This is a genomic window from Streptomyces smaragdinus (assembly GCF_009604385.1).
GTDB classification, from domain to species: domain Bacteria; phylum Actinomycetota; class Actinomycetes; order Streptomycetales; family Streptomycetaceae; genus Streptomyces; species Streptomyces smaragdinus.
In genome coordinates this window covers 1-13,119 of the sequence record NZ_WEGJ01000001.1, presented here as the reverse complement: position 1 = coordinate 13,119, position 13,119 = coordinate 1, and the positions used below count along the sequence as shown (strand labels likewise).

At 68.2% G+C, this 13,119-nt stretch carries 14 protein-coding genes; 8 read left to right on the top strand and 6 right to left on the bottom strand.

The genetic code is table 11. The annotated features are described in order from the left end of the window. Positions 1-7: 7 nt before the first annotated feature. The 4 genes from SRB5_RS00070 to SRB5_RS00055 form a co-directional block, all read right to left on the bottom strand. Positions 8-715 carry an ROK family protein gene (locus SRB5_RS00070; protein WP_153449314.1) on the bottom strand — a complete coding sequence of 236 codons (708 nt, stop codon included), beginning with the start codon at positions 713-715 and terminating at the stop codon, positions 8-10. Between the two features lie 110 nt (positions 716-825). Continuing rightward, positions 826-966 (bottom strand): hypothetical protein, encoded by a 141-nt coding sequence (locus SRB5_RS00065; RefSeq protein ID WP_153449313.1) that lies wholly within the window; start codon positions 964-966, stop codon positions 826-828. A 78-nt stretch (positions 967-1,044) separates the two neighbouring features. Continuing rightward, positions 1,045-1,614: a DJ-1/PfpI family protein gene (locus SRB5_RS00060; protein WP_323376654.1), complete on the bottom strand. Its 570-nt coding sequence runs from the start codon at positions 1,612-1,614 to the stop codon at positions 1,045-1,047. A gap of 110 nt (positions 1,615-1,724) precedes the next feature. Continuing rightward, positions 1,725-2,459, bottom strand: coding sequence for a GntR family transcriptional regulator (locus SRB5_RS00055; protein ID WP_153449312.1), 735 nt, complete (start codon positions 2,457-2,459; stop codon positions 1,725-1,727). 310 nt (positions 2,460-2,769) lie between these two features. On the opposite strand from SRB5_RS00055, the gene SRB5_RS00050 reads away from it, so the two are divergent. From SRB5_RS00050 to SRB5_RS00015, 8 genes are all read left to right on the top strand, one after another. Continuing rightward, the gene (locus SRB5_RS00050) at positions 2,770-4,194 is read left to right on the top strand and encodes a sugar ABC transporter substrate-binding protein (protein WP_153449311.1); all 1,425 of its coding nucleotides are present in this window, start codon (positions 2,770-2,772) and stop codon (positions 4,192-4,194) included. Next, on the top strand, positions 4,191-5,141 hold the full coding sequence (locus tag SRB5_RS00045) for a carbohydrate ABC transporter permease (protein WP_323376652.1): 951 nt from the start codon (positions 4,191-4,193) through the stop codon (positions 5,139-5,141). The genes SRB5_RS00050 and SRB5_RS00045 overlap by 4 nt, the downstream gene beginning before the upstream one ends. Next, positions 5,141-6,052: a carbohydrate ABC transporter permease gene (locus tag SRB5_RS00040; RefSeq protein ID WP_153449310.1), complete on the top strand. Its 912-nt coding sequence runs from the start codon at positions 5,141-5,143 to the stop codon at positions 6,050-6,052. Before SRB5_RS00045 ends, SRB5_RS00040 begins: the two co-directional genes overlap by 1 nt. After that, positions 6,052-7,119, top strand: a complete 1,068-nt coding sequence (locus SRB5_RS00035) for an ABC transporter ATP-binding protein (protein ID WP_153449309.1) — start codon at positions 6,052-6,054, stop codon at positions 7,117-7,119. Before SRB5_RS00040 ends, SRB5_RS00035 begins: the two co-directional genes overlap by 1 nt. Then, the gene (locus SRB5_RS00030; RefSeq protein ID WP_153449308.1) at positions 7,119-8,195 is read left to right on the top strand and encodes an ABC transporter ATP-binding protein; all 1,077 of its coding nucleotides are present in this window, start codon (positions 7,119-7,121) and stop codon (positions 8,193-8,195) included. Before SRB5_RS00035 ends, SRB5_RS00030 begins: the two co-directional genes overlap by 1 nt. 170 nt (positions 8,196-8,365) lie before the next feature. Then, on the top strand, positions 8,366-9,826 hold the full coding sequence (locus tag SRB5_RS00025; RefSeq protein WP_153449307.1) for an NAD-dependent succinate-semialdehyde dehydrogenase: 1,461 nt from the start codon (positions 8,366-8,368) through the stop codon (positions 9,824-9,826). Then, positions 9,823-10,308 carry a hypothetical protein gene (locus tag SRB5_RS00020; RefSeq protein ID WP_153449306.1) on the top strand — a complete coding sequence of 162 codons (486 nt, stop codon included), beginning with the start codon at positions 9,823-9,825 and terminating at the stop codon, positions 10,306-10,308. Before SRB5_RS00025 ends, SRB5_RS00020 begins: the two co-directional genes overlap by 4 nt. Continuing rightward, positions 10,301-11,539, top strand: coding sequence for an iron-containing alcohol dehydrogenase (locus SRB5_RS00015; protein ID WP_153449305.1), 1,239 nt, complete (start codon positions 10,301-10,303; stop codon positions 11,537-11,539). Before SRB5_RS00020 ends, SRB5_RS00015 begins: the two co-directional genes overlap by 8 nt. A gap of 144 nt (positions 11,540-11,683) precedes the next feature. Here SRB5_RS00015 and SRB5_RS00010 read toward each other — a convergent pair whose 3' ends face one another. Then, the gene (locus SRB5_RS00010) at positions 11,684-12,094 is read right to left on the bottom strand and encodes a hypothetical protein (RefSeq protein ID WP_153449304.1); all 411 of its coding nucleotides are present in this window, start codon (positions 12,092-12,094) and stop codon (positions 11,684-11,686) included. Next, a complete protein-coding gene (locus SRB5_RS00005) occupies positions 12,091-12,285 on the bottom strand; it encodes a hypothetical protein (protein ID WP_153449303.1) in 195 nt (64 codons plus the stop codon). Before SRB5_RS00005 ends, SRB5_RS00010 begins: the two co-directional genes overlap by 4 nt. Positions 12,286-13,119: the final 834 nt, after the last annotated feature.

Sequence of the window (13,119 nt, the reverse complement as noted above, 5' to 3'; positions counted from 1 at the left end):
TCGTCCGTTATCTGGCAGGGCTGCTTCGGGCAGCCTGGCCCACGTTCGATGACGTGGTGACATGAAAAACCCTTCCTGACTGGAGCGATATCAACCAAGGCGCGCCGCCGCGCCTGTTGCCACTCGGTGGTAGCGGATATTGCGGTTGCTGGAGGGTGCCGTCTCCAGGTCTGTGGGGCCGTCGGTAAGGTGCCGGCCGGGGCAAATCCGTGATCGCGGTCGGGTCGTCGATGTTGTGGTTGATGCCCGTGCTCGCCGCGCCGCGGGAGGCGGCGCCGAAGCCGAGCGTGGAGGCGACGAATCGGCACTGGGCGGCTGGAGCTGCCACCACGAGCCGTTGCAGCTGATCTTGTGCGTGTGGCAGCAGCCACTGGGCCGGCGAGGCGAAATAGCCTCCGGTGAGGATCACTCGCGGGTTGAACAGCGTGGCCAGGATCGAGCCACCGAGCCCGAGCCACTCGCCGGACTGTGCCACCGCCCTCGTCATACGCCGGTCGTCAGAGGTCTGGCCTCTGACGATGTCGGCCACCCGTTCGCCGGGGTCGGGAACCGGCATGCCGGCAATCCGTGCGCCTGCTCGGGCCTGGCCGCACGTACGAGCGCGGCCAGGCCGACCGGTCTTCCCGCAGCCGATGCGGCCACAGCCGCGCTGGTCGCCGTTCGGATCGACTCGCAGATGTCCGACCTCGCCGGCGAATCCGTCCGCCCCGCCCAGAAGCTGTCTAATTCGGCCAGGGCGGCGAGATCCGCGTCGTTGCCCACCCGCACCGGCACGCTCGGCGGGCCGAGCATTGAGCTCAGCAGCTCAGCAGCTCAGCAGCTCGGTCAGGGCAGGTCGCGCCAATAGAGGTTCGGCGCGGGTGTCACGACGCCACGTGTCACGTCGGCGAGTCCGGGGACGGCCACCGCGATGCCGGCGAGGACCGCTCCAGTCCGCCGCATCGCCTCCACGGCCTCCTTGGCCACGGGCCCGACCCGGCCCACGGCGCTGTCCGGGCCGCCTGCAGCATCAGCGCTGCGGGCCCCGTGCCGTTCCGGGTGTGCTCATGCCGGTGTGGAGTCGATGGACTTGGAGAAGACTTCCATCATCGCCCTGCCGAACTGTGGCATGTCGGGCCATCCGCGGCAGGAGACGAGGTTGCCGTCCACGACGTCGGGAGCGTCGACGACTGTCGCGCCGGCGTTTTCCATGTCTCCGGTGATGGGGGGAAAGCACGCCGTTTTTCGGCCCTTGAGCAGTCCGTATACGGCCGGTACCTGTGCGCCGTGGCATACCAGCGCGATCGGGAGGCTGTGCGCGAAGAAGTGTTCGGTGATGCGCCTGACGTCGGCGTCGGTCCGGATCCACTCGGGGGCGCGTCCCCCGGGAATGATGAGGGCGTCGTAGCGTTCGACGTCGACTTCGGCCCAGGGCACGTCGACGGGCAGCTTTCGGCCGTTCTTCTCCACGTAGGCGTCGGAGTCGGGGTCGAACTCGTGGATGACCAGCTGAACGTCACGCATCGTCCGTGACGACACGTCAACGTCCCAGCCGCCCTCCTGTACGCGATAGTAGGGATACATGGTGTCGAGCTCCTCGGCGGCGTCGCCGGTCAGAAGCAGCGCTCTGGACACCTACTTCTCCTCGCATCTGGGGCGGGTGAGGCAGATCCGATCCAACCCGATCCGATCCGATCGGATCCGATTGCGTTAGCATTCCCCGGCCCAGCCCGCCCGTCAAGCCTCTACACCATTCCGTCCGAGCCCTTGACTTCGTCGAACAACCGTCGGAACCGCTCGCCGGACAGCAGGATGTGCCGACGCATGGCGTACGCTGCGGCGTCGGGGTCACGCGCGGCGATCGCGGCCAGAACTTCTTCGTGCTCGGCCATGGCCAAGTGAGTGACCTGGGTGTCGTGGAGAAGCCGGAACAGGTGCACGTGCGTGTGCAGGCGAGCGAGCGCTTCGCGGATGACCTGGTTCTCCGCGCCCAGGGCGACGAGATCGTGAAAAGCGGCGTCGCGTAGCCCGAAGGCGCCATAGGCCATGAGCCCGTCGCCCCCCTCGAGCTCCGCCATCTCCTCCAGCACTCCTCGCAGATCGGCCACCTGCTTCAAGGACGCGCGTTCGGCGGACCTGCGCGCCGCTGCCGGCTCGAGGAGCAGGCGGAGTTCGAGCATGTCCTCGAATCGCTGCCGGGTGATCTGGGGCGGAATGTGATAGCCGGCATGGGGCACACGCACGACCAGACCCTCGGCCTCCATGCGGTTCAGAGCGTCTCGGATCGGCGTCTGCGAGACCCCCAGCTCTCGCGCCAGGATGTCGATCGTGACGCGGGAGCCAGGCTCGATCCGTAGCGACATCAGCTGTCCGAGCAGTGTGTCGTACACCTCGTCGGCAAGCCGGCCGCGAGATCTTCCCGGCGGCGTTGCGCCCGTCATGGCCTCCTGGCGCCGCGCGATCATCGCTTCGTCGTCCATCTTGACGTGAGGTCCTTTCGTACGTCTTCGGGAACCTGTTGACATCGGTCGCACGCTGCGGGATGTTGATGCCCCTACTTGGATCGTATAGGAAAGATGACGGATGCCAGTCATCCTTCACCCATCGCGGAACCGCCCGCCATCGCTCCGCTTCGATCAGCCGGAGCTCCTATGAGCATGCGCGACGTGACGCCCGTCTGCGGGTCAGCCCCTGCGACAGCCGGCAACACGCCTGAACGCCCCCCAGCAACTGCTCGGCGAAGCACGTAGTAAGGCTCCAGAGCTCGCCTCCCGGAAAGCAGGCACGAAGATGCGGTATCCGAAGCGGATCAGACGACTGTCCGTTCCCCGTCGAACGGCGCAGCTGGCGACGGCGGCCATGCTGGTGGCCACGACCATGGCGGCTTGCGGGCAGGACGACGGCGCGGATTCGAGCGCCCCCAAGGCGCCGGCGACCATCCCCGAGCTCACCAAGGACCCGCTGACCCTCAGCTTCATCTGGTTCGACTGGCCCCCCGCTCACGCGCTGGAAGACTTCGCGAACGCGGAGTACGCCAAGGAGCGGCCGAACGTGACCATCAAGGTCAACACCGTACCGAACGCGAACTGGCACGACGCGATGTTCACCCAGTTCGCAGCGCACAAGACCGACTTCGACATCCCGATCCTGGACTCGCAGCACATCGGCGAGGCCGTGACGAACGGCAACATCCTCGACATCACCGATTTCGTCAAGAAGAACATCGACGTCAAGGCCTACAACCCGTACCTCCTGGCGGCCTACGGCCAGTTCCCGCAGGCGGAGACCGGCAAGCGCGACGAAAACGCCAGCATGTACGGACTGCCGCTGCTCGGCGACACCTGGACGATGATCTACCGCAAGGACCTGATCGGCGACAAGCCACCGCAGACGTGGGACCAGATGATCTCAGTCGCCGAGAAGTGCCAGGCAGACCACCCCGGCGTCAGCGGACTGGCCTTCCACCAGGCCAACGGCTCCGACGCCGCGGCCGTAACCTACAACACGGTCAACGGCGTCTACGGCGGCAACCTCTGGAACGCCAAGGAGCGCAAGATCGAGGGCGTCCTCAACGACGCTGCTGGCCAAGAGGCGATGGACGTCCTGGTCAACAAGATGAAGCCGCTGACCGCCAAGGGCTCCGGCAACTGGTTCATCGACGAGGTGAACGCGACGGTCGCCCAGGGCAAGGCATGCATCGCGTTCAACTGGATCGCCGCGAGCGGCGGCCTGCTCGACCCGAAGCAGTCGACACTCGGCACCACGCGGGAGCAGATTCTCGACAAGCTGGGTTTTGCCACCTTGCCGAGCCAGAAGACGAACCTGGTGCCTCTCGGCGGCATGGGGATGCACGTGTCGGCCTACTCCTCCAAGGCGAACCAGGCGGAGGCCCTGAACTTCATCAAGTGGTTCGAGCGGGCTGACATCCAGAAGAAGTGGGCCGCGGCCGGCGGCGTGCCGTCGCGTACGGACGCCCTGGCGTCGCCCGAGTTCCTCGATGCCGGGCCGTTCAACCAGGTGTACGCCGACTCGGTGCCGCGGATGCGGGACATGTGGAACGTGCCCGAGTACGCGCGCCTCGTCGACATCGAGAACACCAACGTCAACGCGGCGCTCAACGGAGCGAAAGAGCCGGAGGACGCCCTCGACGACATCGCCAAGGAACAGCAGGGCGTGCTCGACTCCGGCAGCGGCAAGGGCGGCGGCGGACTGTGAGTGACTCCGCCCCTCTGACGACCGACCACCCCGAGCAGGCGGCGTCCACGATGCCGCCTGCACCGGGTCGGTCCCGCCGCTCGAGTGACCGCAGGCTCGCCGTGGCCTTCATTTCCCCCGCGCTGCTGCTGTTGCTCGCCATGTCGGTGTTCCCGTTGCTGTGGGCGTTGTACCTGTCCTTCACCGACTACTCGGCCACCCGCGGGGGGCCGGCCCATTTCGTCTGGTTCGAGAACTACACCGCCATCCTGACGTCGGCGCAGGTCCACACGAGGGCCCTGACGACGTTGATCTACGTCGTCGGCGCGGTCACCCTGCAGACCGCGCTCGGCTTCTCCATCGCCTACCTGATCTCACGACGTACGCACGGGCGAGGACTGCTGACCACTCTCTTCCTGGTTCCGATGATGCTGTCGCCGGTCGTGGTCGGGCTGTTCTGGCGATTCATGCTCGACGCGCAGTTCGGCGTGATCAACAGCATGCTCGACTCGCTCGGCCTAGGGCAGGTGGAGTGGCTCACCCAGCAGCGAACGGCATTGATTTCCCTCATCGTGGTCGACACCTGGCAATGGACGCCGTTCATCATGCTCATCGCACTTGCGGGCCTTACCGCGGTGCCCAAGTATTTGTACGAGGCCGCCTCGATCGACCGGGCGTCCGAGTGGTTCCGGTTCCGCACCATCACTCTTCCGCTGGTGTGGCCGCTGCTCCTCATCGCTGTGCTGTTCAGGGCCATCGAGGCCTTCCGGCTGTTCGACCTCGTCTACATCCTCACCAGCGGAGGTCCGGGGGTCTCCACCGAGACGTTGTCGTTCCACGTCTACAAGGTCGCGTTCCTGGGCTTCAACACCGGAACCGCCTCGGCGTACGGGATCCTCATGGTCCTCGTTGTCATCGTCCTGACGCAGCTCTACCTGCGCTACTTGAACAAGCTCAAGGAGGACTGATGGCCGTCTCCGTCGACGAGGCCGTGTCCACGGGCTCTGTCCGGGATCACACGCCCCCCGCGCGTCGCTTCGGCGGCCGGGGGCGCTCCGTGCTGGAGGTCGCGCTGCTGACCGTGCTGGCCGTCGTGATGCTCTTTCCGGTGTTGTGGATGATCGAGACGTCCATCAAGGAGAACCGGGACGTCTACGCCATCCCGGCCAAGTTCTTCCACTTCACAGTCACCTTGGACCATTTCAAGGACGTGTTCGCCGCCCCCGGCGGCGGTCGCTCGGATCTGTCCGTCGCGTTCCTCAACTCCCTCCTTGTCGCCGGGGCCTCCACGGTGCTGGCCACCGTGCTGGGGGTCCCGGCGGCCTGGGCCTACTCACGCTTCGCCGTGAAGGCCAAGAAGGACCAGCTGTTCTTCATCCTGTCCACCCGCTTCATGCCGCCTGTGGTGGTCGTGATCCCGATCTTCCTCATGTACCGCGACGTCGGGCTCATCGACAGCAAGCTCGGCCTGATCCTCATCTACGCCGCGTACAACGTCCCGTTCACGATCTGGATGATGAAGGGGTTCGTCGACGAGGTGCCCGCGGAGTACGAGGACGCCGCCATGCTCGACGGCTACACCCGCCTGCAGGCGTTCCGGCGGTTCACCCTTCCCCTGCTCCTGCCCGGCATCGCCGCGACGGCGGTCTTCGCACTCATCTTCTCGTGGAACGAGTTCGTGTTCGCCATCTTCCTCACCTCCAGCGACGGCGTGCGGACGGCCCCACCCGCCATCGCCGGCCTCATCGGTGGAACCACTGTGGACTGGGGTCTCGTGGCCGCCGCCTCCCTCGTGTTCGCCCTACCGGTGCTGGTCTTCGCCTACCTGGTGCGCAAGCACCTCGTCGCCGGTGTGACGCTCGGGGCGGTGCGACGCTGATGGCGGGCATCGAGGTGACCGCCCTGCACAAGCGCTACCCGGACGGGACGGTCGCAGTCGAGCACGTGGACCTGTCCATCGGCGACGGCGAGCTGTTCGTGATGCTCGGCCCTTCGGGCTGCGGCAAGACGACCACGCTGCGGGCCGTAGCCGGCCTGGAGAGGCAGACGGGGGGCGACATCCGCATCGGCGACACGCTGGTCAACGACCTGCCGCCCGCCGAGCGCGACATCGCCATGGTGTTCCAGTTCTACGCTCTCTACCCGCATCTGAGAACGCGCGACAATCTGGCGTTCCCGCTGCGGGCCGAGGGCCTGCCCAAGGCGGAGGTGCGCGAGCGGGTCGACGAGGCCGCCCGGCTGATGCGGCTCGGTCCGCTCCTGGACCGGCGACCGCACCGGCTGTCCGGCGGGGAGCAGCAGCGCGTCGCGCTTGCTCGCGCCCTGGTGCGACGACCGCGCGCATTCCTCATGGACGAACCCCTCACCAATCTGGACGCGGAGCTGAGGGCGGACATGCGCACGGAGATCAAGCACCTGCAGGGGGAACTGGGGACGACGATGGTCTACGTCACCCACGACCAAGTCGAGGCGATGTCGCTCGGCCACAGGATCGCCATCCTCAACAAGGGCCGCGTCGAGCAGATCGGCACGCCGCTGGAGGTCTACGACCGTCCGGCGAGTCTGTTCTGTGCCGCGTTCATCGGCTCCCCGCCGATGAACCTGATCGAGGTGGAGGTGGCCGACGAGAAGCTGCGCAGTCCGGGCGGACTGGTCCTCACGCCACCGCCCGGCCTGCCGCGCGACCGTCGCCTGATCGCAGGCGTCCGGCCGGAGGCGCTGGAAGTCACAGAACCGGGGGCCGAGCGTTCGGCCCCGGCCCGCGTGGTCTCGGCGGAGTGGCTGGGAGACGAGAACATCTACGTGGTTGACCACGGCGGCCGGCAGGACCTACGGGTTCGGATGCCACCGACTGTCCGTTTCGCCGCCGACGCGCCGGTCGGGCTGCGGCACACCGGCGGCCCCCCGCCGGTCTACGACGTGAGCACGGAAGAGCTGGTGGCCTGATGGGAACCGTGGCAGTGCACGGGCTGTGCAAGTCCTTCGGCAAAGTCCAGGCCCTGGACGGGGTGACGCTGGACGTGCCGGACGGCTCGTTCTTCGTCGTGCTCGGGCCCTCCGGGGCGGGCAAGACGACCACCCTGCGAGCGATCGCCGGCCTGGAGAAGCTTGACGCCGGGTCGGTGCATCTGGACGGGAGGGACGCGACCGGTGACTCCCCGGCCGCACGCGACCTGGCCATGGTCTTCCAGAGCTACGCCCTCTACCCGCGACTCACGGCGTACGAGAACATCGCTTCGTCGCTGCGGGCACGCCGCTGTTCCTCGAGCGAGATCGCCACCGCCGTGGAGCAGATGTCGAGCCTGCTGCACATCGAACGTCTGCTGCAGCGTCGTCCCGCGCAGCTGTCGGGCGGTGAGATGCAGCGTGTCGCCCTGGCCCGGGCGCTGGTCCGGCGCCCGCGCGCGTTTCTCATGGACGAGCCGCTGACGAACCTCGACCTCAAGCTCCGCGTCGAGATGCGTACGGAGCTCACCCGCATTCAGCGGAGTCTCGGGGGAACCTTCGTCTACGTGACCAACGACCAGGTCGAGGCCCTGTCCATGGCCGACCAGGTCGCGGTCCTCAAGGAGGGGAAGGTGCAACAGGTCGGAACACCGGCCGAGGTGTACGAGCGACCGGCAAACCAGTGGGTCGCAGGCTTCGTCGGGAGCCCGCCGATCAGCCTCCTCCCCTGCCACGCCGAGGGGGACCGTCTGGTCGGGGCGGAAGGCTGGACGCTGCCGCGACCCCGCTGGACCACGGCTGAGGACGGTCGTCCGCTGCTGCTGGGCCTGCGGGCAGAGGACCTGTCCATCAAGCAGCGTGGGGACGCGTCGTTGTCGGGCGAGCTCTACGGCCTTGAACCGCTCGGTGACCGAACCGTGGTCGACGTCCGGGTGGGGACGGAGATCCTCAAGGTCAAGGCAGGACCCACCGTCACGGGTACGCCGGGCGAGCAACTGCATGTCACGGTCGACCTGGACCGTGCGCACCTGTTCGATGCGGAAACCGGACTGACGCTCTCCGAGGCCGGGCGGTAGCCGCGCAGGGCGGCGACGCCAACATACGCCCGCACGTGGCAATCGAGCCCCAGCCGACCGCCACCGGCGGACACGGTTCGACGACGCCGTGTGACCCGTTCGTCAACGGGCGTGGCGCGATCGCTGAGGTCACGCCGGACATCACCGAGAACGTCACAGGAGGCGACGCAATGAGTGACCCGATGAACGTCCTGGCCCCTGAACACCGGCGGCTCCGGATCGGCGACGCCTGGCGTGACGCCGCCGGCGGAGCCACCTTTGCCGTCGAGGACCCGGCCACCGGCACGACCATTGCCGAGGTGGCGGACGCCGGCGTCGTCGACGGGCTCGCCGCTCTGCACGCGGCGAGCGAGGCAAGGGCGGAGTGGGCGGCGACGCCGCCGCGAAAGCGGTCGGAGTTGCTGACCGCGACGTACCGGGCACTGACCGAGCGATCCGAGGAGGTCGCCCGGCTGATCACGCTCGAGATGGGCAAACCGCTCGCCGAGGCTCGGGGAGAGGTGGCCTACGGCGCCGAGTTCTTCCGGTGGTTCGCCGAGGAGGCGGTGCGCGTCGAGGGGCGCTACAACACCGCTCCCGGTGGTGGATATCGCATCCTCACCGTGCCGAAGCCGGTCGGACCGTGCGTCTTCGTGACGCCCTGGAACTTTCCGTTGGCCATGGGCGCCCGCAAGATCGCTCCTGCGCTGGCGGCGGGCTGCACGACGATCACCAAGCCGGCAGCCCAGACGCCACTCACCATGCTCTTCCTGGCCCGCATCATGGAGGAGGCCGGCGTTCCCCCGGGCGTCGTCAACGTCGTGACGACCAAGCGTTCCGGCGAGGTGGTCTCAGCACTGCTGTCCGACCGCCGGACCCGCAAGCTTTCGTTCACCGGGTCGACCGAGGTCGGGCGCGTACTGCTGCGACAGGCGGCGGACAACGTACTGCGCACTTCCATGGAACTGGGCGGCAACGCGGCCTTGATCGTGTGCGCCGACGCGGACCTGGACGTCGCGCTCGACGGTGCCATGGTGGCCAAGATGCGCAACATCGGGGAGTCCTGCATCGCGGCCAACCGAATCTACGTCGAGGAGCCGGTGCGCGAGGAATTCACGGCCCGCTTCGCCGAGCGGATGGGCGCGCTCTCGATGGGCCGTGGTCTCGACGACGGCGTGGACGTCGGGGCGCTGATCGACGAGGCCTCGGTCAACAGGATCGACGAACTCGTCACCGACGCGGTCAATCGCGGCGCCCGTGTCCTGACGGGCGGCGAGCATCCGGACGGGCCGGGCCACTTCTACCCGCCCACGGTCCTCGTCGACGTGCCCGAAGACGCGCGGATGCTGGAGGCGGAGATCTTCGGCCCGGTGGCGCCGATCATCTCGTTCACGTCCGACGACGAGGTCATGGCGAAGGCCAACGACACCGAGCACGGCCTGGTCGGATACGTCTTCACCCGTGACCTCCAGCGGGCGCTCCGGTTCACCGAGGGGCTGGAGACGGGGATGGTCGGCATCAACCGTGGTCTGATCTCGGACCCGTCGGCTCCGTTCGGAGGCGTGAAGCAGTCCGGGATCGGCAAGGAGGGGTCGCACGAGGGCATCCTCGAGTACCTCGACGTCACCTACGCGGCGATCGACCTGCCGTGACCCGCCTGCTGCTCCGGGTGCCCGCCGAGGATCACCGAACCCTGTGCACACATGACCTGACCGGCCTTCACCCGCGGGGCGGGATCCGGGCCATGGCCGGCACGACTCCGCCGGCACCCGTCGACTCCGCCGGTGTGCGCGCAGGAGCGGCCGCGGTGGTGGATGGGGCGATCAGCCCTTTCGGCGGTCCCCAAGGCTACGCCCTCGGGCTCGTGATCGAGGTGCGCGTCGCGACCGTGGCTCGTACCGCCCTTGGCGACGATGTCCGCCCGACCCTCGACCCGACTGACCCGCCCACCAGGGGCGACGTCTTCATCGCGATGGACTCGAGGGCGCCCGGGCACGACCGAATCCGCAAGCCCGGCGCGCGCTTGCGCCACCCGGCAGCCAACCTTGCCGACGCCGTCCCGGTCTCGTGGGTGACCCGGACGTCCGCCCAGCACATCTCCGCCGCCGTCCCAGAGAGGCACCCGCATGCTTGAGACCGTCCGCGGACCACGCCAGCTGATGGTGGGCGAAGGGGTCGCGCAGAACATCCCACGAGTGGTGGCCGAGTGTGGCTCGCGAGTCCTCATCGTGTCCGACCGGGTTCTGCTGGGGCAGCCGGGCGTGGCCGAGATCGTGGCCGCCGTGCGGGAGAAGGCCGAAGCCGTCGGGATGTTCGCCGACGCGACTGCGGACGTGCCACTCGCCGATGTCGCCCTGGCCGTTTCGGCCGCCGCAGAGGTGGACGCCGACGTCATCCTCGCCATCGGGGGTGGCACGGTGATCGACCTCGCCAAAATCGTCGGCGTCATCCGGCGCCACGGTGGAACGCCGCGCGACTTCTACGGCGAGTCGAAGGTGCCGGGGCCGACGATTCCTCTCGTCGCGGTCCCGACGACGTCGGGCACCGGCTCCGAGCTCACGCCCGTCTCGGTGCTGACCGACCCGGACCGCGAGCTGAAGGTGGGGGTTTCCAGCGTCCATATCGTGCCCGACTTCGCCATCGTCGACCCCGAGCTCACCTACACCTGCCCCGCGACCGTCACGTCCCACTCCGGCATCGACGCGTTTTGTCACGCGGTGGAGAGCTACACGGCGCGACCCCGGGCCCACGGACCGCGCGACCTGGTGGAGCAGGTCTTCCTCGGCCGCAACCCGATCACCGATCACTACGCGCTCCTGGCCGCGGAGCGGATCGCCCGCAGCTTGCCCCGTGTCGTCAGGGACGGAGGCGACAGGGACGCACGCGCGGACATGTCCTATGGGTCCATGCTGGCCGGGCTCGCATTCTCCCACGCAGGCAACGCGGCTCCGCACGCCCTCCAGTACCCCATCGGCGCAGCCACCCACACACCGCACGGCCTGGGCGTGGGGCTGCTGCTGCCCTACGCGCTGGACGCGGCCAGGGATGCCATCGGCAACCGGTTGACCGTCCTCGCCGGGGTGTGCGGGCTCGACGTGACCGACGCCTCGGATGCCGAGGCCGCGGATACATTCCTGACCTGGCTCGACGGGCTCCTCGCCGATATCGGCATCCCTGCCACCTTGGCGGACATCGGCGTGGCACGCGCCGACCTCCCGCGCTTCGCGGAGATGGCCGGTGGCGTCACCCGCTTGATCCAGAACCATCCGGGCCCGACCGACACCGCCAGCCTGACCGCGATCCTCGAAGCGGCCTGGACCGGGGACCGGACCCGACACGTCCTGACTCAGGAGCAGAGATGGTGACGGGCCTTTCATTTGCCGACGAGTTCCCTGTCCCACCCTGGGCATCGGAATTGTCGGCTACGCCTCAATGAGAGCCGCCCATTCCCAGGCCTTGACGCACGGCTGCGCGCCCACCCGGCCGGCCAGGGCCACACAGCCACATCTTCACCGGATTGCCTCGTTGGCGTGCCCGGACCGTTCCAGGATCCGGGCCTGTGCGGGGAGGACCTCCCACATGTCGGGGCAGTGCTTCGGGGCGTGCCGGAACTCGTGTGCGACTGGGGTCGGCAGCTCGAGTACGTGTTCGTCGCACTCCTGGCCTTCGGTGATCTCCACCAGGGCTCCGGGCACCCGTCTGTGGCGCAGGTACGGCCCCAGCACGCCGATCGCCTCGTCCGCCCGCCCGGCCCGCACCAGCGCCTGGGCATAGGCTTGCCACGCGTCGACCGCGTTCGTACGAGGCCCCCGGGGATGCGCCAGCTCCAGAGCCCGGCCGACGCGGCCCCAGCGCAGCAGGACGTCGGTGCCCGCACGCACTGCCGGCTGCCGGCCGGTGGCCGCGAACGGCTCGATCACCGTCCGGGCCCGCCCGGACTCCCCCTGGCGGACAGGCCCCGTACCGCACCCGCGGTGCAGAACCAGTCCCCACGCTCCCGTGCCGCGTCCATCAATGCCTCCGGGCCGCCGCGTTCGAGGATCTCGTCCACGATGCGCGGCGGGACACCGCCGAGGTTGCTCAACTGCCACTGGAGATTATCTGCATTCACGGGAGGACCTCTAAGGCCGGCTGCGGTCTTGAGCCGGCGGATTTCGTCGCGGTGGTGGGCTCGGGTGCGCTCGTTGTGGTTCAGGCGGATGTCGCGTCAGGGAAGGCGGCGGACTCGCTCGTGGAGTCCGGGGTGGTTCCGCTTGACGACGGCGAGGTAGTGGGCCCGCGTTCGTGCAGGTAGGTGGCGTGGTCGTGTTCGGGGGTGGAGGGCGTCGGCAGTGATTACCGCGCCGGTGAGTTGATGTTGTCCAGGAGCGGGGCGAAGGGCTGGGATCTCGTTGCTCTTGTCCTCGATCTGCCGTTGGGTCAGGAGGTGTCTTTCGTGGGTCATTGCGGCGATCAGGGCGGCGGCAGCTTATTCGGGGTGCGGGAGCCGCGCAGTGTCTTGCTGGCTTTGTTCACGAGTTCTGACAGCAGATGTCGATGGCTTCGGGAGGCACCCGCTGTCGGGGCTAATCGATGTCCACGAGAACGGGAGGCACCTGCCGGCACTCGGCATCGGCGCGGTAGCAGCTCCCGACTACGCCCGTAGCCAGCGCTTTTGCCCAGCGCGCCGGACGGCCGCAAGACGGCGTCGGGTCGGACATCACCGAGCTGCCGCCCGTTCTCGTGAGCATCCGGCGCGAGCAGTGCCTCCGGAACTCCTGTCGAAACGCTGCTCTGCGTCGTGAACAGAGCCATCTTGCCGTCAACGGTGATGAGCCTGCGACCGTCGGCGGGGGCCCGGCGCTCCTGGAGGAAGTGCCCGATCGCCGTTCCAGGGCGTCACCGTCTACGGCGGCCAGGACGAGGGGGTCCGCAATCTGGCGTCGTGCCCGGGGCGGGTCGGGTG

Excerpts from the sequence above, each read along its gene's own strand:
- SRB5_RS00055 (WP_153449312.1), bottom strand. The coding sequence starts at position 2,459 with ATGGACGACGAAGCGATGATCGCGCGGCGCCAGGAGGCCATGACGGGC.
- SRB5_RS00050 (WP_153449311.1), top strand. The coding sequence starts at position 2,770 with ATGCGGTATCCGAAGCGGATCAGACGACTGTCCGTTCCCCGTCGAACG.
- SRB5_RS00040 (WP_153449310.1), top strand. The coding sequence starts at position 5,141 with ATGGCCGTCTCCGTCGACGAGGCCGTGTCCACGGGCTCTGTCCGGGAT.
- SRB5_RS00035 (WP_153449309.1), top strand. The coding sequence starts at position 6,052 with ATGGCGGGCATCGAGGTGACCGCCCTGCACAAGCGCTACCCGGACGGG.
- SRB5_RS00030 (WP_153449308.1), top strand. The coding sequence starts at position 7,119 with ATGGGAACCGTGGCAGTGCACGGGCTGTGCAAGTCCTTCGGCAAAGTC.
- SRB5_RS00025 (WP_153449307.1), top strand. The coding sequence starts at position 8,366 with ATGAGTGACCCGATGAACGTCCTGGCCCCTGAACACCGGCGGCTCCGG.
- SRB5_RS00015 (WP_153449305.1), top strand. The coding sequence starts at position 10,301 with ATGCTTGAGACCGTCCGCGGACCACGCCAGCTGATGGTGGGCGAAGGG.